We start from the raw sequence: 18,453 nt of genomic DNA on the forward strand, positions 1-18,453 counted from the left end.
GTGGCCAACAAGCGCGTGCGCTACAGGCAGGGCACCGGCTATTGGGCAGGCAGTGCCAGGCGCTGGCCGGCCATCAGCAGCGCCAGGCGCGCCAGGCCCGTCCAGGGTGAACCCTGTGCCTGGCCCTTGATCTGGGCGTCGATACGCTGAGCGTCCTGCAGCAGCTGTGGCCAGCGTTGCGCAGGTAACCGCTGCAGGGCCTTGCTGACCAGGGGGCGGCGTTTGTCCCAGATCGGCGGGCGTGCCTGGCTGAAGGCTTTGTCCAGGGGAACGCCTTGACTGAACAGTTGGGCCAGGCCCGCCAGTTGCCGCAGTTCACGGGCCAGGGCCCACAGAATCACCGGCGGCTCCACCCCTTCGCCGCGCAGGCCTTCGAGCATGCGCAAGGCATGGGCGGCTTCACCCTTGAGAATGGCGTCGACCAGCCCGAAGACGTCAAAGCGCGCGCTGTCCGCCACCGCAGCCTGGACGGTTTCCAGGGTGATGACATTGCCCTCGGCCAGCAGCTTGAGCTTTTCGATTTCCTGCGCGGCAGCGAGCAAGTTGCCCTCCACGCGCGCAGCAATCAGGTCCACGGCATCACGCTGGGCGCTCAGGCCTGCCTGTTGCAGCCGCTGATTGATCCACTGAGGCAGCTGATGCGCGTCCACGGGCCATATCTGGATGAACTGGCAGTGATCACCCTCGACCAGTGCCTTGCCCCATTTGGTCTTCTGCGCGCTGGCATCGAGCTTTGGCAAGCTGATCAGCAGCAGCGTGTCTTCGGCAGGGCGGGCGCAGTATTCCAGCAATGCAGCAGCACCCTTGTCGCCCGGCTTGCCCGAGGGCAGGCGCAGTTCCAGCAGGCGTCGCTGGGCGAAGAGCGACAGGCTCGCACCCGCTTGCAGCAGGGTGCCCCAATCGAAGTTGGCATCGGCACTGAACACCTGGCGCTCGTCGAAGCCTTGCTGGCGGGCGGCGCTGCGGATCGCGTCGGCCGCTTCCTGGCACAGCAACGGATCATCGCCGCTGACCACGTAGACGGGCGCGAGCGAGCCTTGCAGGTGTTTGGTGAGTTGAGCGGGGGCGAGTTTCATGGCATTGGGGGGCAGGGCGCCTGGCGGCGCCCTGCACGGGCTCAGTTGCCCGGCACTTCCAGTGGCGACTGCTGAGGTGTCTCGGCCTGCTGGCGACGCGCCGCTTCAAGCGCATCCGCTTCGGCCTTGGCACGCTCATCGGCCTTGCGCTGCAGCTCATCGAGCTGGGCAGGGGTGAGGTTCTGCAGGCGCACGATCATGGCATTGACCAGGTCGCGGCGCATCTCGTCACGGGCGCGCTTGGCATCCTGCTCGGAACCGGTGATGTTCGAGGCGTCGCGCACATAGATCTTGCGCACTTCGACCTTGTCGCTGGTCAGCTCCAGGTTGTTCAGGCCCTGAATGCTATAGTCCAGCTCGGTGGTCAGCTCGAATTCTGCCGTGCGGTTGCCGCTGTTGTAGGTAACGGCGCGCTGGCGCTCCTGTTCGTTGGTCAGCACCAGGCGGTACGGTGCGCCTGCGTGAACGTTCACGCCGCTGCGCTCGAGCACTTCGCGCAGTTGAACCACGGTCGGGCCGTAGGCATTGCGTGCGCTGACGTCCATCTCCTTGACGCTCAGTTCGCTGGTGCCCGTGCCGCGCAGCTGGAACCCGCAGGCACTGAGCATGACCGCCAGGCCGACTACCAGCAGATTGCGTTTGATCATGTTGTTGCTCCCTCGTGAGCCTGTTCCGCCCGTGCGCAGAGCCTGCGAACGGGCGTTGCCATCAGTTGGCGACGATATTGACCAGTTTGCCCGGCACCACGATGACCTTGCGGATGGCCAGGCCATCGATGAAGCGCAGGACATTCTCGTTGCTGCGCGCGGCGGCTTCGACTTCTTCACGGCTGGCTGCGGCCGGCATCTCGATCTGGCCACGCAGCTTGCCATTGACTTGCACCACCAGGGTCACGGTGTCCTGAACCAGCGCGGCTTCATCCACTGCAGGCCAGGCGGCATCGATGACGGCCTGATCATGGCCCAGTTGCTTCCACAGCTCGTGGGAGATGTGCGGCGTGATCGGAGCCAGCAGCAGGGTGACGGCTTCGAGGCCTTCGTGCAGCAGGGCACGGTCTTGCGCGGTGGCCTGCGGCGCTTTTTCCAGCACGTTCATCACGGTCATCACCTGGGCGATGGCGGTGTTGAACTTGTGGTACTGGCCTACATCGGTGCTGGCTTGCTTGATGGCGGCGTGGATGGCGCGGCGGATCACTTTCTGCGCGTCATCCAGGGTCGCAACCTCCAGCTTGCCAGGCAGGCCTTGGGCGACGTGGGCCTGGGCCAGGCGCCAGACGCGGCGCAGGAAGCGGCTGGCGCCCTCTACGCCGGAGTCGGACCACTCCAGGCTCATGTCGGGCGGCGAGGCGAACATCATGAACAGGCGGCAGGTATCGGCGCCGTACTGCTCGATCATCGACTGGGGATCGACGCCGTTGTTCTTGGACTTGGACATCTTCTCGGTGCCGCCGATTTCAACCGGCAGGCCATCGGTCTTCAGGCGTGCGCCGACGATCTTGGCCTTGGCGTCGCGCTCGACTTCGACATCGGCGGGGTTGAACCAGTCCTTGCCGCCGTTGCTGGCGACCCGGTAGTAGGTTTCGGCCACGACCATGCCCTGGGTCAGCAGGTTCTTGAACGGTTCGTTCGAAGTGACCAGGCCTTCGTCACGCATCAGCTTGTGGAAGAAACGCGCATACAGCAGGTGCAGGATGGCGTGTTCGATGCCGCCGATGTACTGGTCGACCGGCAGCCAGTGGTTGGCCGCTTTGGGGTCTACCATGCCGCCTTCGTAGTTGGGCGAGGCATAGCGCGCGAAGTACCACGAGGACTCGACGAAGGTGTCCATCGTGTCGGTTTCGCGTTTGGCCGCAGTGCCGCACTTGGGGCAGCTGCATTCGTAGAATTCGGGCATGCGTGCCAGCGGCGAGCCTGCACCGTCCGGCACCACGTTTTCAGGCAGGGTAACCGGCAATTGGTCTTCCGGCACCGGCACATCGCCGCAGGACGGGCAGTGGATGATCGGAATCGGGCAGCCCCAGTAACGCTGACGGCTGATGCCCCAGTCGCGCAGGCGGAACTGGGTGCGGGACTTGCCCAGGTCTTTGCGCACCAGCGCAGCTTCGATGGCGTCGAAGGCGCCGGCGAAATCCAGGCCGTCGAACTCGGCGGAGTTGATCAGCTGGCCATGCTCGCCATAGGCGGCCTGCCACTCTGCGCCCACTTCGTCACCTGCACTGGTACGCACCACGGCCTTGATCGGCAGGTCGTACTTGCGGGCGAACTCGAAATCGCGTTCGTCGTGGGCTGGCACGGCCATGACGGCACCGTCGCCGTAGTGCATCAGCACGTAGTTGGCGACCCAGACCGGCAGTTTCTCACCGGTGAGCGGGTGCTCGACCAGCAAGGATGTGGCCATGCCTTTCTTTTCCTGGGTGGCCATGTCCGCTTCGGCCACGCTGCCGCCCTTGCACTCGTCGATGAAGGCCTGCAGCGCCGGGTTGCCCTGGGCCGCCTGGGTGGCCAGCGGGTGCTCGGCGGCGACCGCCACGTAGGTGGCGCCCATCAACGTGTCCGGGCGAGTGGTGAAGACCTTCAGCGTGCCGGTGTGGCCAATGCTGGCCTGATCGTACGGGAACTGCACTTCCATGCCGCGGGACTTGCCGATCCAGTTGCGCTGCATGGTCTTGACCTGTTCAGGCCAGCCCGGCAGCTCGTCGAGGCTTTCCAGCAGCTCATCGGCATAGTCGGTGATGCGGAAGTAGTACATCGGGATTTCGCGCTTTTCAATCAGCGCGCCGGAGCGCCAGCCGCGCCCATCGATGACCTGTTCGTTGGCCAGCACGGTCTGGTCAGCCGGGTCCCAGTTAACGGTGCCGTTCTTGCGATAGATGATGCCCTTCTCGAACAGGCGGGTGAACAGCCACTGCTCCCAACGGTAGTAGTCGGGCTTGCAGGTGGTGACCTCGCGGGCCCAGTCGATGGCAAGGCCCAGGCTCTTGAGCTGGGTCTTCATGTAGTCGATGTTTTCGTAGGTCCACTTGGCCGGGGCGACGTTGTTCTTCATCGCCGCGTTTTCGGCGGGCATGCCGAAGGCATCCCAGCCCATCGGCTGCAGGACGTTCTTGCCCAGCATGCGCTGGTAGCGGGCAATCACGTCGCCGATGGTGTAGTTGCGCACGTGGCCCATGTGTAGCTTGCCGCTCGGGTACGGGAACATCGACAGGCAGTAGTACGTGTCCTTGCCTGGCTGTTCGGTAACAGCGAACGATTGTTGCTCGTCCCAGAACGTCTGGGCGGCGGCTTCGATATCACGGGGCGTGTATTGTTCGTGCATGGCTACTTTTGGCTGAGAGAGAGGAGACCTTTCCAGGCAGCGAACCTCGCTGCGTCCGGCACTCCGGTGTCATCGGGAGTGAACGCCGTAGCATACAGCAGCGCCGCGCATCGTGGGAAACGTTCGTTGCGAATGGCCGCTGGTCGCAGCGCCGGGCTGCTTTTCGCAACGACGCTAAGCTCTGGGGTGGGGGAGATAATCGTTATCTTCAATGAGGTGAACGAATGGGAGAGTCGCAGCTACCTGCAGTAAAACCAGAACTCTATGAGCGCCTGATCGATAGGCTGGGCCTTGCCCTGGATACGGCCAGAACGTCCATGCGGCTTCGGGACGAGGCGCCGACCGAGTTGGAATTGCGTGGCTTGAGCCGCGCCGAGTTCGATGTGATCAAGGCGTATCTGGATACTTTCCAGAAGCGCGCTAACGAGGCGGCATGCCCTAGGCCGCAGGCTGAGCCTGCGTCGGCCAGGATCATCTGGCTCAAGGACATCAAGCGCACCGTGCGCACGCCACGCACACGCAAGGCCTCCCGCCGCTAGGGGTTGCGCGGCGCATGTCCAGGATTTGCACATTTATCCGACCTTGATCGACGCCGGCCATGTTGTTGGCCGGCGCCGATGCTTTTAGTCTGCACACCTTCGAAGGAGGTGTGCATGCCCATCCGCTATTTCATCAAGCAATGGTTGATACCCCCCGGTGTGCTGTTTCTGCTGCTGCTTGCAGCCTGGTGGCTGCGCAGGCGTCGCCCCCGGCTGGCCGCTGTGTGCTTTGTGGCAGGGCTGGGCGGGCTGTGGATGACCAGCTTGCCCGTGGCCGTGCAGTACCTGGCAGAAGCGCTGGAAACCGAGCCTGCGTTAGCCGGGCAGGACTGGCCTGGCCTCAAGCGTCGGGCCGATGCCATCGTCGTGCTGGGCGCAGGGCGTGAACGGGGCGACCCTGCCTGGGCGGGTGTCGACCAGCCGACGCCCACGGCCCTGGAACGGCTGCGCCTTGCCGCTCGCCTGGCCAAGGCGTCCGGGCTACCGGTGCTGACCAGCGGCGGGCTGCACTACGGCACACCGCCCAGCGAGGCGCAGCTGATGGCTGACAGCCTGCATGAGGACTTCGACGTTGAGGTGACGTGGTTGGAGCAGGCCAGCCGCACCACTTGGGAAAATGCCCAGTACTCGGCGAGCGTGCTTCAGCCGTTGGGGATACGCCGCGTCGTGGTAGTGACCCAGGCCTGGCACATGCAGCGCTCGCGCTGGAGCTTCGAGCAGGCAGGTTTCGAGGTGGTACCCGCGCCGGTCGGTTTCCTCAGCCGTGATCCCGCGCGGCCATTCGGAGGTTGGCTGCCGGAAAGCCGGGCGATGTGGCAGAGCGGGCAGTTGCTCAACGAGGTGGCAGGGCTGGTGGGGTATCGATTGTTCTACTGAAGGGGGGCTGCGAAGCAGCCCCTTGCAACGTCAACTGCAAGGCCGCATCACACGGCCCTGGCCACACGCCCGGCCATCAACGCCCAGGCCAGCAGCAACCCACACAGGATCGCAAGCGGCCACGAACGCCATTGCAGATAAGGCGTCAGCTGCTGCATCGGCACGACCTCGCCGTACATCACCGCCTGCTGGAACTGAGGTACCTGGGTCGTGATGCGCCCGAACGGGTCGATCAAGGCCGTCACGCCATTGTTGGTGGCGCGCATCATCCAGCGGCCGGCTTCAAGCGCACGCATCTGAGCCATCTGCAAGTGCTGCAGCGGGCCTATGGAAGTGCCGAACCAGGTATCGTTGCTGATGGTCAGCAGCAAGTCGCTGCGTGCTGCCAGGCCGGCGGCAAACTCGGGGTAGACCACCTCGTAGCAGATGTAAGGCGCGATCTGATAACCCTTGGCCTGGAGCAGCGGTTGGTCCTCAGGGCCCCGGGCGAAATCCGACATGGGCAGGTTGAAGAACTCGATCAGCCCTCGCAGCATGTCTTGCAGTGGGACATATTCGCCAAAGGGCACCAGCTTCTGCTTGAGGTAGGTGCCGTCCCCTTCGCCCGTGACGGTGATGCCGTTGAAGTAACGACGCTGACGGTGCACCACCTCGCGAACCGGCACGCCAGTGATCAGGGCTGAATGCCGCTCTGCGGCGAAGCGGCCCATGACGTCGATGTAGCCTTGGGCCTGGTCCTTGAGCACAGGTACCGCGGTTTCCGGCCAGATCAGCAAGTCGGCAGGCTTTGAACTGAAACTCAGGTCGCGGTACAGGGCCAGCTGGGCGTCGATATGCGCCGGGTCCCACTTCACGTCCTGTTCGACGTTGCCCTGAATGGCAGCGACCTTGAGCGGCTCGCCTGCGGGGGTGGTCCAGGCATGCCCTTTGAGCGCCAACCCCACTGCCCAGGGGGTGAGCAGCAGCACGCAGGCGATGGCAAGAAAGCCCGGGCGGGCACGCAAACGGTTGAGGTTGCACAGCAGCGCAGCCGTCAGGGCCAACGCAAACGACACCAGCCACACCCCACCCAGAGGCGCCAGGCCGGCCAGCGGGCCGTCCAGTTGGCTGTAGCCTGCGTACAACCAAGGGAAGCCGGTGAGGAACCAGCCGCGGAACGCCTCTTGCGCCACCCATAGGGCAGCAAAGCCCAGCGCATCGGCCAGGGGCGCCTCGCTGCGCCGCAACCAGCGCGCCCACAACCAGGTGGGCAGCGCGAAGAACCAGGCCAGGGCCGCAAAGAACGCGACCAGCAGCGCAATGGCCAATAGCGGCGAGGCGCCGCCGTAGTTGGTCATGCTGACGTAGATCCACCAGGTGCCGGCGCCGTAAAGGCCAAAGCCGAACCACCAGCCACGCCACAGGGCCTGGCGCGGGCCAAGCTCGCGCAGGCCCAGGTAGAGCATGGCGATGGACAGCAGCGCCAGTGGCCACAGATCGAATGGCGCCAGGGCCAGGAGGGTAGAAGCGCCGGCCGCCAAGGCCAGCAGGTTACCGGGCCAGCCGGGGCGGGTGATCCAGCGCATGTCGTTCCTTAACGGTTGATCGGGGTCAGGCGCAGCAGGTGTATCCGGCGGCTGTCGGCGTTGAGCACGCGGAACTTGTACGCACCGATTTCGGTGGTTTCGTTGCGCTTGGGCAAATGGCCGAACGCACTCATCACCAAACCGCCGACGGTGTCGAACTCATCGTCGGAGAACGCGCTGTCGAAGGACTCGTTGAAGTGCTCGATCGGCGTCAGTGCCTTGACCAGGAAGTCGCCGTTAGGCAGCGGCTTGATATAGCTGTCCTCTTCGACGTCATGTTCGTCTTCGATATCGCCGACGATCTGTTCGAGCACATCCTCGATGGTCACCAGGCCAGCCACGCCGCCGTATTCATCGATGACGATGGCCATGTGGTTGTGGTTGGCGCGAAACTCGCGCAGCAGCACGTTCAGGCGCTTGGACTCGGGCACGAACGTGGCCGGGCGCAGCAGCGTCTTGATGTCGAAGTTGTCGCCGTTCTCCTTGAGAATCAGCGGCAGCAGGTCCTTGGCGAGCAGGACACCGAGCACATCGTCATGGCTTTCGCCGATTACCGGGTAGCGCGAGTGCGCTGCGTCGATCACCGCCGGCAGGAACTCGCGTGGTGACTGGCCGGCCTTGATGCTGTTCATCTGCGAGCGTGGCACCATGATGTCACGCACCTGAAGGTCCGCCACCTGGATGGCCCCTTCGACGATGGTCAGCGCCTCGCTGTCGAGCAGCTTGTTCTGATGTGCTTCGCGCAGCAGCTCCAGGAGCTCCTGGCGGTTTTTCGGCTCATGGGCAAAAGCCTGGGTCAGTTTACCCAGCCAGGACTTCTGCCCGTTGCTCGATCGATCTTCGCTCATGGCGGTTCTCGTGATCCTTGGTCTATCAGTGTGGGGTTGATTCGGTTTCGTCATCGGCGTATGGGTCCGGGTGACCCAGTTGCGCCAGCAATTCTCGTTCCAGGCTTTCCATTTCCTCGGCTTCCTCATCCTCGATGTGGTCGTAGCCAAGCAGATGCAGGCAGCCATGAATGACCAGATGTGCCCAGTGCGCCTCCAGCGACTTGCCTTGCTCGGCCGCCTCGCGTTCAACCACCGCGACGCAGATCACCAGGTCGCCCAGCAAGGGAATATCGAGCAGCTCATCTGGCACGTCGGCCGGGAAGGACAACACGTTGGTCGCGTAGTCCTTGTGCCGATACGTGTGATTGAGCTCGCGTGCTTCCGCTTCGTCGACAAGACGAATGGTCATCTCCGAGTCGGCCTTGCGTTGCTGCAAGGCCAGCTCGCACCAGCGGCGAAAGTCGGCATCAATCGGGGCGAGCGCCTGGGTCGCCCGTTGTATGTCCAGTTCAAGCATTTTTGCCGGGTGCCTCGGGGGTGGCTTGGCGGGCTTCGAAGCGGTCATAGGCCTCGACGATACGCTGCACCAAGGGGTGACGTACCACGTCCTTGGGCTGGAAGTGGGTGAAACTGATACCCGGCACGTCCCGTAGCACCTCGATCACATGCGCCAGACCCGACTTGGTGCCCCGGGGCAGGTCGACCTGGGTGATGTCGCCGGTGATCACCGCCGTGGAGCCAAAGCCGATGCGGGTGAGGAACATCTTCATCTGCTCGAGCGTGGTGTTCTGGCTTTCGTCGAGAATGATGAAGCTGTTGTTCAGGGTGCGACCGCGCATGTAGGCAAGCGGCGCAATTTCGATGACCTGGCGTTCGATCAGCTTGGCCACGTGCTCGAAACCCAGCATTTCATAAAGGGCGTCGTAAAGCGGGCGCAGATAAGGGTCGATCTTCTGAGCAAGGTCGCCCGGCAGGAACCCGAGCTTCTCGCCAGCTTCAACGGCCGGGCGCACCAGCAGGATACGGCGAACCTGTTCACGTTCCAGCGCGTCGACGGCACAGGCCACGGCCAGGTATGTCTTGCCGGTACCGGCCGGGCCGATGCCGAAGTTGATGTCGTTGGCCAGGATCTCCTTGACGTAGCGCTGCTGGTTGGCGCCCCGTGGTCGGATATTGCCCTTGCGCGTGCGCAGCGAGACGCTGACCTCGTTTACCGCCGGGTTGTCGATGTGCTCGACGGCCGATTCCTGAAGGTACAGGTGCACGGTTTCCGGCGACAGCTCGGTGGCCTGGGTCTCACGGTAGAGACGGCGCAGCAGTTGCTCGGCAGCATGGGTGGTCTTGGATTCGCCGATCAGTTCGAACTGATTGCCGCGGTTGCGGATCTCGATGGCCAGGCGCTGTTCGATCAAGCGCAGGTGCTCGTCGAATTGGCCACACAAGTTGGCGAAACGGTGGGCCTCGAAAGGTTCGAGGATGAAACGATGGGGTTCGATGGGTGCGTTCAAGGTCGTTTATAGCCGCCCGACGGCAATGAGTGTGAACTCAAGAATAACCCTTGAATGGCAGTGGCGAAAGTCCTGATGGGTTCAACGGCGTTATGCCCAGCAACGCCCAGGCTCTGCGTGAAAAGCCTTGATACTCGGTGATTGAAAACAGCCTGGAGCGCCAGCCCGGTCGGAATGCTCATTTACAACCCGTAAACTCCGCTTCCTCGGCCGTTTTCGCCTTGCCTGACCTTCGTCTCAAGACTTTTCACACAGAGCCTAGGGCAGTGGGGAGAACGGCGAGCGTCCCTCGGCGTTCTGCAGCTCCAGCAGGTACTTGCGGAAGATCTGGCCGAGCACCTGCGTCGCATGCTCCAGGTCGTCCCTGGGCATCTGCTCTGTCACTTCATCTGCCATGTCCAGGGCATCTTCAGCGCCATTGACTGCCGCCATCTTCAAGAGAATGTAGGCCTGCACGTTGTTGGCCTTGACCCCTTCGCCGCGGAAAAACATCGACCCTAGGCGGTACTGGGCCTCGGCGTGGCCTTGCAGGGACGCTTTCTGGTACCAGTCCAGTGCCTTGTTGAGGTTCTTTGGCGCTTGCGCATAGAAGTACTCGCCCAGCTCGAACTGTGCCTGGGCATCGCCGGCATCGGCCACCTGTTCACAGCTCTTGAGTGCGCTTGCCAGGTCCTGCGGCTGCACGTTCAAGGTGCAGCGACCCGTCGTCGGGATGAGCAACGAGTTACCGCCCTCCGCCAGGGCCAGCAGGGGCTGGAGAAGCAACAGGCAGCCCAGGGTGAGGGCGCGGCCGGTGCGGTTCATGGGGATCGACTTACCTCTGCAAAGCTGCGGCCAATGTCTCTGGTGGCACATTATGGGATAAGCAGCGCCAACCTTACAAAGTTTTACTCGAATTTATGTCGGCGTGGCGAAACAGGCTGATGGCAAGAGTCCTTCGTTACCCGTATGGCCTCATCGAACGTGCGCCCGTTCACACGGCGTACGCCCCTGGCGATGGCCGGTACAACCACCGTGATAGCGGGTTCTACCGGCGATCACGGTGGGGAAACGCCGGGTTACTTCAGGGCTGCGAAGGCCTTTTCAGCGGCATCCAGGGTGATCTGCAGCTCGTTGTCGCCATGAGCGATCGAGGTGAAGCCAGCTTCGAACGCGCTCGGCGCCAGGTACACGCCACCGTCGAGCATCAGGTGGAAGAACTGCTTGAAGCGACTGGCGTCACTGGCCATTACGTCATCGAAGGTGACGATGTCGTCGGCCCCGCTGAAGTACAGGCCGAACATACCGCCAGCCTGCGTGGTCACGAACGGCACGCCGGCAGCGTCGGCGCGCTGTTGCAGGCCGTCGAGCATGCGGCTGGTGTAGTCGGTCAGCTCGGCGTGGAAGCCTGGACGACTGATCAGCTTGAGCGTGGTCAGGCCGGCGGCCATGGCCAGCGGGTTGCCCGACAGCGTACCCGCCTGGTAGACCGGACCCAGCGGGGCGATGCAGCCCATGATTTCGCGCTTGCCGCCAAAGCAGCCGACCGGCATGCCGCCGCCGACGATCTTGCCGAAGGTGGACAAGTCGGGGGTGATGCCGTAGTGCGCCTGCGCGCCGCCCAGCGAAACCCGGAAACCGGTCATCACCTCATCGAAGATCAACACCACGCCATGCTTGTCGCACTGCTCGCGCAGGCCTTCGAGGAAGCCCGGCGCCGGCGGTACGCAGTTCATGTTGCCGGCAACCGGCTCGACGATGATGCAGGCCACGGTCTGGCCCACCTCGGCCAGCGTCTTCTCGACGGCGGCGATGTCGTTGAAGGGCAGGGTCAGGGTGTGCTTGGCGAAGTCGGCCGGCACGCCGGCCGAGCTGGGCACGCCTTGGGTCAGCAGGCCGGAGCCGGCCTTGACCAACAGGCTGTCGGAGTGGCCGTGGTAGCAGCCCTCGAACTTGATGATCGCGTCACGGCCGGTGTAGCCACGGGCCAGGCGGATGGCGCTCATGGTCGCCTCGGTACCCGAGCTGACCATGCGCACCATTTCCATGGAAGGCACCAGCGAGCACACCAGGTCTGCCATTTCGGTTTCCATGGCGGTCGGGGCACCATAGGACAGCCCGTGTTCCAGCTGGCGACGTACCGAGTCCAGCACGTCAGGGTGGCCATGGCCCAGGATCATCGGGCCCCAGGAACCCACGTAGTCGACGTAGCGCTTGTCATCTTCGTCGACGACGTAGGCACCCTCGGCATGCTTGAAGAACAAAGGCGTGCCGCCCACGCTCTTGAACGCGCGCACGGGCGAGTTGACACCACCGGGGATGTGCTTCTGGGCTTGGGCGAAAAGTGCTTCGGAACGGGACATGGAAATTCTCTCGAATCAGGATGCGAACAAGGCGTTGAAGGCGCGGGCGCGGCGGGTGACTTCCTGCGCGCTGTCGGCACCGAACAAGCCGTGGATCACCGCCAGCAGGTCGGCACCGTGGTGCACCAGTGCTGCGGCATTGTCGAGGGTGACCCCGCCGATGGCGGCGATCGGCAGGTTCACCTGGGCGCGCGCCTGCGCCAGAAGACGGACGTCGGCAGCCGGGGCGCCGGGTTTGGTGCTGGAGGTGAAAAAGCGGCCGAAGGCGACGTAGCTGGCGCCTTCGCGGGCTGCCTGGGCGGCCAGGTCCAGGCTGGCATGGCAGGTCGAGCCAATGATCGCCGCGCTGCCCAGCAGGGCGCGTGCAGGGGTCAGCGGCCCGTCGGTTTGCCCCAGGTGGACGCCCACGCCCAGGTGCCTGGCCAGTTCGGCATCGTCGTTGATGATCAGCTGGGTGCCGTAGCGCTCGCACAATTGCTGGAGCGCCTGGGCTTCTCGCAAGCGCCGCGCGGCGTCGTCGCTTTTGTCACGGTACTGCAGAAGGCATACGCCCCCTTCGAGAGCTGCCTCCACATGAGACAGGAATCGGCCGGCCAGCAATTGGCTGTCGGTGATGGCATACAGGCCGCGTAGCGTCATGAGCACCTCGAGTCAGGAGCAGAAATCCAGGGGCAGGCGCCGAGGCACGAACTGGCCTCGTCCCAACTGCTCCGCATCGCGCAGGGTGCGCCAGGTGTAGTCCAGGGCCGTGCGCACGGCGCTTTCCAGGTGCTCGCCCAGGGCCAGTCGACCCGCCAGGGCGCTGGCCAGGGTGCAGCCCGATCCGTGGTAGCTGCCCGGCAGGCGTTGGCAGGTCGAGGTGCTGCGGTGACCGTCGCGGCTGTACAGACGGTTGTGGATTTCCACCTCGTCGCCGTGTCCGCCCGTGATCAGCACGTGCTCGCAGAACTCCAGCAGCCTGGCAGCGCACTCGTCGGCGCTGCCGTCGGGCAGCTCGGCGAGAATGCGGGCTTCGGGCAGGTTCGGCGTGGTGATGGTCGCCAGCGGCAACAGGCGTTCACGCAGGGCATAGCCTACTTCGTCCTTGCCCAGGCGGCCGCCGCCGCCTGCACGCAGCACCGGGTCGCACACCAACGGCAGGTGCGGGTGCGCAGCCAGCAGCTCGGCCACGGTATCGACCATGTCGATCGAGCCGAGCATGCCCAGCTTGACCGCGGCCACCGTGGAGTCGGTGAGCACGGCATTGGCCTGGGCCAGCACCCACTCACGGTCGAGCACGCGGAAGTCGGAGACATTGACGGTATCCTGCACGGTCAGGGCGGTCACCGCGGGCGCGGCATGACAGCCTTGTGCAAGCAGGGCTTCGATATCTGCCTGCAAGCCGGCGCCGCCACTGGGGTCGTGGCCGGAGAGACAGAGGACAACGGGGCGGGAGGCGTAGGTATTCATGGTCGGCGAGCTTACCACCAAACCTGTTTGTGCGGACCTTGCGCGTGCAGGTCGGTGCGTTTTCCGAAGAACGGTATGCGCCCCTGAATGCCGCTAAGGCCCGTTCCAGAGCGGTCCTGTGGGTTTTGTGCGGCCGCTCGACGCAGCTTGAGGCTGTGCTAGAGTGCGCAGATAAATCGATAAACAGGTTCTGCAGGATTTCGTCGTCTCAAACGGAAAGGGGGCAACCGCGACGCGACCGGACAGGCCTTGCTGGGGCTGTATGCGCTATTTGCTGATTGTGCTCATGGGTTTGCTGCCCACATTCGCCGAAGCGGTGGACATCACCGCGGCCACCCGTCACCTGCCTCTGGGCAAGGTCATGCAGGTTTATGAAGACCCGGACGGCAGCGCCAGCATCACGGATGTCAGTGCGCCCGACTTCGCGCAGCGTTTTCGCCCCCACCCTGAAGACGTCCTCAATGCCGGGTTTTCCACGTCGGTGTTCTGGCTCAAGCTCGAACTGCACCCTGACCCGGCGCCGGGCATGCCCCTGCACTGGTTGCTGGAGCTGGCCTACCCACCCCTTGATCACCTCGACCTTTACCTGACAGGCCCGGACGGGCGCTTTCGCCTGGCCCAGCGCACGGGTGATGCGTTGCCTTATTCAAGCCGGGAGATCCGTCAGGACAACTACCTGTTCAACCTGCAATTGCCACCTGGCCAGGTCACCACCGTCTTTATGCGGCTGCACAGCCAGGGCTCGGTGCAGGCGCCGCTGGCCCTCTGGTCGCCCCAGGCTTACCTCGAAGCCCAGGCCACGCGCCTGTACGTGCTGGGGATGATCTACGGGGTACTGTTGGTGATGCTGGTGTACAACCTGTTCCTGTACCTGAGCGTGCGGGACGTCAGCTACCTGTACTACATCCTCTATATTGCCTCCTTCGGCCTTTACCAGGTCTCGGTCAACGGCGCCGGCATCGCTTACCTGTGGCCTGACAGCCCCTGGTGGGCCAATGCCTGCACACCGTTGTTCGTCGGCGCAGCTGCGCTGTTCGGCTCTCAGTTCGCCCGGCATTTTCTGCAGCTTCGCCATAAAAGCCGTGGCTTTGACCGGTTGCTGCAGGCGCTGATGCTGGGCGGTGCCGTGGTGATGGTGCTGTCTGTGAGCGTGCCCTATGGCCTCGCCATGCGCCTTGCCACCGCCTTGGCGCTCGTGTTCAGCCTGGGCGTTTTCTGCGCAGGGCTCGACGCCTGGCGGCGCGGCCTGCGCGTGGCGCGCTGGTTCATCATCGCCTGGACCGCGTTTCTGGTCGGGGGGCTGGTCAATACGCTGATGGTGCTGGGCTACCTGCCGAACATGTTCCTGACCATGTATGCCAGCCAATTGGGCGCTGCGCTGGAGGTGGCGTTGCTATCGCTGGCCTTGGCAGACCGCATCAAGACGCTGCGCGACGAGCAGGCCCGCACCCTGCGTGAGACGGGGCAGCAACTGGAGGTGCTCAACCAGCAACTGGCCAACAGCAACCGGCTCAAGGATGAGTTTCTGGCCTGCGTCACCCATGAACTGCGCACCCCGATGAATGGCGTGATCGGGTCCCTGGAGCTGATGCATACCCTGCCGATGGACGCGGAAATGGCCCGCTTCCACCAGACGGCGGTGGGCTCGGCTCAGGGCATGATGAACATGGTCGACGACATCCTGACCTTGTCCGAATTGCAAGCAGGGCGGCTGCGAGCGCAGCCAGCGCCCTTCGACCTTCGGACATTGCTGCAAGGCTTGCGCGCTACGTATGCCGGCCAGGCGCTGGGCAAGGGCCTGTACTTGAGTGTGGACATGCCGGCGGACCTGCCCGACCGGCTGGTGGGGGATGGGCCGAAGCTGGCCCGCTGCCTGGGGTGCCTGGTGGACAACGGCCTGAAATTCACCCACCAGGGCGGTGTGATGATCCAGGTCCGGGGGCAGCACAGGGGCCCTAATCAACTGGCCTTGACGTTTACCGTGAGCGACACGGGTATCGGTTTCGAAGACCTCGACCAGTCGATTCTTTATCAGCGGTTCTTTCAGGTGGATGGCTCCATGACCCGGCGCTATGGCGGGTTGGGCATTGGCCTTGCCATCTGCAGGCAGATGAGCGAATTACTGGGGGCACGGCTATCGCATCAATCGGCGCCTGGCGTGGGCAGTCGGTTCGAGATGAGTCTGGAATTGGCGATTTCGCAGGGGCAGGTGGCTGTGCAGGGGCATGAGGGGCGGCGTTGGCGGTAAGCATCGGTAGGTTAGGACGATGTGCTGTTAGCTATGTGCGCAGCGAGATACCGTGGACGTGGGATTCACGGCATCAAAGAAAGTAAGAGCCTATGATCAACCAGCTGAACGCGACAGTGTTTAGCCATGAGGAAATTACTATCCGCTTTTTCATGGATGATGGAAATTGCTCATAATCCTGTGCATCAAGCATGCCTCGTCGAATACTTGATTTTGGATACTTTATGATCCCGGCGACCATGAATGTCACCAACATTCTCGCACGCAGAGTCTTTTCACCCCAAAGGGTGACAATAAAGGGTAAGCACGCACTGCGCTGCAGGGCCCCGATCATGACTTTGTATTCTTTGGAGCCTGCGATACGCAGATCCATGGCGAGACCGGTCAGTCCGAGGGCAAAGGGAGTGGCAAGAAAAAGTAATTGAAACGTAATGTCAAAATTCTTGATCACTCTCAAGGCCTCGAAAGTTTTCGCTTAATTGCATGCACGAAGACTTCCCGTCAGAGGCGCTGTTGCAGGGGTCGAGATGCCATATGCAGCGCCGTCAAGGCAGTTCTTCGGGAAGGAATAAGTATCACTTCATTAGCTATTTTGGCCCCGACCATTTTGGGCAAGCCAAAATCGTCAGGCTCAGTAAATAGTGTTCTTCAACATGGCTTTGTATTCCCGTCCGCCGTGCGAGCTTCGAGTACCTGGCCTACTTGCCAGCTCGCCCAGATGCGTCGAATACCCAATCATCAGCGTGGATCCATGGTGCTTGTAATGAGTAAACAGTTTCACCTTGGTAGTAGGAAAAAGTAACCGACTGTTAGCCAAGTGAACGCTACTGTGTTCAGCCAGGATGCGGTGTTGATCTTCTTTTTAAGGGAGGCTGGAAAATTCTGATAATCGAGTGGATCAAGCGCACCTTTGCGAATGTGGTAGGTTGGAAATGCTAGGAGCCCACCCACCATTGAGATCACCAATAATCGTGCGCGTATGCTTTGTTCTCCCCAGAGTGTTGTAATAAACTCTAGGCACGCACTGCGCTGGAGCGCTGCGATCATGACGTCGTATTCTTTTGAACATGCAATGCGCAGGTCCATGGCCAGTGAGATAAAGCCTATGATGAAAGGGGAAGTGAGCAGAAACAACTTCAGTTTTATGTCAAGGTGGTCAATCATTCTGCAAAGCCTCGAAGATTACCTCTCCTACGTATTCGCCGAATTCCATTCCTTCTAGGCTTCCAGCCAATGCTCCAGCCCCTGTAACCACTATCCCACAGGCCCATGCCTTTGGGCCGGTCCACCAGCAAATCCCGGGCGTTAATCTGCTAGCTAGCTTCGCTCCCCCCCATCCACCTACTAAACCACCCGAAAAATTACCAGCCTCAGTAAAACGCATTTTTCTACATGCTTTCGTATTCCCCACCCGACACGCATCGGCAATGTTCATCGCTGATCCAATACCCCCGAGCGTAATACCCACTGCCCCTCCAGCCTTCAAGTACTTGGCCATCTTCGCCAGTCTATCCAAGTGAGTCGAATACCCCGGTATGCTGGTGGGCCCGCCTGCTTTGCTCCAATGGTGCACCAGGCTTTTCGAGGAGATACCCAAGTCTCGGCGCAGTCGTGAGTAATCCCCAAGATTGAGCCTCTTGTTGAGAAAGGTGGCCTTTAAACCGGCACTCAACTGATTGAACAGGTGCTGGCGCTGGGCGAAGAAGTCTGGGTGGCGAAGGTGCCCGTGCTTGGCGAATTGCGCTTTGTGCAGGTCTTCGATTTTGCGCAAGAGGCGGGTGATTTCATCCAGTGACTTACCCGCCACCGTCTCGGCTACGCCCATGGCCAGACTGGTATCACCAAACAGCGCGGCGATCTCGGCCTGGTACTGCATCATGAAGCCGGCTTCCTCCTCGGTGAGGTCCGCCAATGCAGCACGCGCCTGCTCCGCTGCACCCATGACCGACATTTCTTGCCGGGTACACATGGGGTACCCCGATTCTTCACCCACGACGAACAGTTCGCCCGGTTTGAATCCGTTTCGCGAAGTGGGGTTAAGCCGTTCCAGTGCTGATCGGGACAAGTGAGCGTATGGGGCACCGAGTTCTATCAGCACCTCGTCATACGACATGCTGCGCGGCACGATGTAGAAACCCGGTTCATTAACGGGCTGAGCCACTGAAGGCGCAGCGTCCCGGAACCGCTCCGGATCGATCGTCCTAGCGCGGGCGTCGGGGTTTCGCACGGCGTCATTGACCGGTTCAGGTGCAGATGCCCTGGACGTTGCAAGGGCCGCAGATCCGCCCGCAATCACGCGGTTGCTGCCTATAGGACACCCACACGCCACCAATGCGCCGTCCAGGACCGTGGGTATGCCGTCCTGACTCCAATAGGGCTCGCCCTCCACCAGTGTGCCGGGTTGCCCGCAGCCGGGGCAGGGCGTGGTCTTGTCGCCTTGCAGCAGCCAGTTACGGCCATGGACGCGCCCCCTGGCTTGCCCGGCAATGCAAATGGCGCCGGTGGTGGTTTCATCGCTGTCCAGGCCTTGGTACCGACCCAGGATGCTGATTCGCATGCTCATGGCTTGCCTGCTGATCAAGAAAGAACTCGCAACCTAGCAGGCGGCATCCGCTTTATAGGCGCTTGATTCAGCTTCTAGGAAAACTCCCACGGACGATTGGGAACTGGATTACAAGTTCCTGAAGGCCTCACCGGTTCGGGCG

17 protein-coding genes are annotated in these 18,453 nt (G+C 62.5%); 3 read left to right on the top strand and 14 right to left on the bottom strand.

Annotated elements, in window-relative coordinates:
- Window positions 1–38: 38 nt before the first annotated feature.
- From holA to leuS, 3 genes are all read right to left on the bottom strand, one after another.
- Window positions 39–1,076 (bottom strand): DNA polymerase III subunit delta, encoded by a 1,038-nt coding sequence (holA, locus tag MOP87_RS01965; protein WP_023534580.1) that lies wholly within the window; start codon window positions 1,074–1,076, stop codon window positions 39–41.
- A gap of 41 nt (window positions 1,077–1,117) precedes the next feature.
- Window positions 1,118–1,723, bottom strand: a complete 606-nt coding sequence (lptE, locus tag MOP87_RS01970) for an LPS assembly lipoprotein LptE (RefSeq protein ID WP_027915251.1) — start codon at window positions 1,721–1,723, stop codon at window positions 1,118–1,120.
- A gap of 61 nt (window positions 1,724–1,784) precedes the next feature.
- Window positions 1,785–4,391, bottom strand: coding sequence for a leucine--tRNA ligase (leuS, locus tag MOP87_RS01975; RefSeq protein WP_242810052.1), 2,607 nt, complete (start codon window positions 4,389–4,391; stop codon window positions 1,785–1,787).
- Between the two features lie 224 nt (window positions 4,392–4,615).
- On the opposite strand from leuS, the gene MOP87_RS01980 reads away from it, so the two are divergent.
- Together MOP87_RS01980 and MOP87_RS01985 are read left to right on the top strand one after the other, a co-directional pair.
- Window positions 4,616–4,930, top strand: coding sequence for a hypothetical protein (locus MOP87_RS01980; RefSeq protein WP_110607089.1), 315 nt, complete (start codon window positions 4,616–4,618; stop codon window positions 4,928–4,930).
- A gap of 114 nt (window positions 4,931–5,044) precedes the next feature.
- Complete coding sequence (locus MOP87_RS01985) at window positions 5,045–5,806, top strand: YdcF family protein (RefSeq protein ID WP_242810053.1); 762 nt, start codon at window positions 5,045–5,047, stop codon at window positions 5,804–5,806.
- A gap of 47 nt (window positions 5,807–5,853) precedes the next feature.
- On the opposite strand, the gene lnt is transcribed toward MOP87_RS01985, so the two are convergent.
- The 8 genes from lnt to MOP87_RS02025 form a co-directional block, all read right to left on the bottom strand.
- Window positions 5,854–7,371: an apolipoprotein N-acyltransferase gene (lnt, locus tag MOP87_RS01990; protein ID WP_242810054.1), complete on the bottom strand. Its 1,518-nt coding sequence runs from the start codon at window positions 7,369–7,371 to the stop codon at window positions 5,854–5,856.
- Between the two features lie 8 nt (window positions 7,372–7,379).
- Entirely contained in the window at window positions 7,380–8,219 is an 840-nt protein-coding gene (locus MOP87_RS01995; RefSeq protein ID WP_023534628.1) for an HlyC/CorC family transporter, read from the bottom strand.
- Between the two features lie 25 nt (window positions 8,220–8,244).
- Entirely contained in the window at window positions 8,245–8,718 is a 474-nt protein-coding gene (gene ybeY / locus MOP87_RS02000) for an rRNA maturation RNase YbeY (RefSeq protein WP_027915246.1), read from the bottom strand.
- Window positions 8,711–9,709, bottom strand: a complete 999-nt coding sequence (locus tag MOP87_RS02005) for a PhoH family protein (RefSeq protein ID WP_028687151.1) — start codon at window positions 9,707–9,709, stop codon at window positions 8,711–8,713. The genes ybeY and MOP87_RS02005 overlap by 8 nt, the downstream gene beginning before the upstream one ends.
- Before the next feature lie 258 nt (window positions 9,710–9,967).
- Window positions 9,968–10,513 carry a tetratricopeptide repeat protein gene (locus MOP87_RS02010; protein ID WP_027915244.1) on the bottom strand — a complete coding sequence of 182 codons (546 nt, stop codon included), beginning with the start codon at window positions 10,511–10,513 and terminating at the stop codon, window positions 9,968–9,970.
- A gap of 254 nt (window positions 10,514–10,767) precedes the next feature.
- Window positions 10,768–12,051 carry a glutamate-1-semialdehyde 2,1-aminomutase gene (hemL, locus tag MOP87_RS02015; protein ID WP_027915243.1) on the bottom strand — a complete coding sequence of 428 codons (1,284 nt, stop codon included), beginning with the start codon at window positions 12,049–12,051 and terminating at the stop codon, window positions 10,768–10,770.
- 15 nt (window positions 12,052–12,066) lie between these two features.
- Window positions 12,067–12,690: a thiamine phosphate synthase gene (gene thiE, locus MOP87_RS02020; RefSeq protein ID WP_027915242.1), complete on the bottom strand. Its 624-nt coding sequence runs from the start codon at window positions 12,688–12,690 to the stop codon at window positions 12,067–12,069.
- 12 nt (window positions 12,691–12,702) lie between these two features.
- Window positions 12,703–13,500, bottom strand: coding sequence for a hydroxymethylpyrimidine/phosphomethylpyrimidine kinase (locus MOP87_RS02025; protein ID WP_027915241.1), 798 nt, complete (start codon window positions 13,498–13,500; stop codon window positions 12,703–12,705).
- A gap of 262 nt (window positions 13,501–13,762) precedes the next feature.
- Between MOP87_RS02025 and MOP87_RS02030 the strand changes: the two genes are divergently transcribed.
- Complete coding sequence (locus MOP87_RS02030; RefSeq protein WP_028687149.1) at window positions 13,763–15,748, top strand: hybrid sensor histidine kinase/response regulator; 1,986 nt, start codon at window positions 13,763–13,765, stop codon at window positions 15,746–15,748.
- A gap of 73 nt (window positions 15,749–15,821) precedes the next feature.
- Here the strand turns inward: MOP87_RS02030 and MOP87_RS02035 are convergent, their stop codons facing one another.
- The 3 genes from MOP87_RS02035 to MOP87_RS02045 all read right to left on the bottom strand — a co-directional run bounded on the left by MOP87_RS02035 (window position 15,822) and on the right by MOP87_RS02045 (window position 18,311).
- On the bottom strand, window positions 15,822–16,199 hold the full coding sequence (locus MOP87_RS02035; RefSeq protein WP_027915239.1) for a hypothetical protein: 378 nt from the start codon (window positions 16,197–16,199) through the stop codon (window positions 15,822–15,824).
- A 326-nt stretch (window positions 16,200–16,525) separates the two neighbouring features.
- On the bottom strand, window positions 16,526–16,912 hold the full coding sequence (locus MOP87_RS02040) for a hypothetical protein (RefSeq protein ID WP_242810055.1): 387 nt from the start codon (window positions 16,910–16,912) through the stop codon (window positions 16,526–16,528).
- A complete protein-coding gene (locus MOP87_RS02045) occupies window positions 16,905–18,311 on the bottom strand; it encodes a PAAR domain-containing protein (RefSeq protein WP_242810056.1) in 1,407 nt (468 codons plus the stop codon). The genes MOP87_RS02040 and MOP87_RS02045 overlap by 8 nt, the downstream gene beginning before the upstream one ends.
- Window positions 18,312–18,453 lie beyond the last annotated feature (142 nt).

The sequence above is a fragment of the Pseudomonas sp. I3-I5 genome (assembly GCF_022699445.1).
In the GTDB taxonomy this organism is placed as follows: domain Bacteria; phylum Pseudomonadota; class Gammaproteobacteria; order Pseudomonadales; family Pseudomonadaceae; genus Aquipseudomonas; species Aquipseudomonas fulva.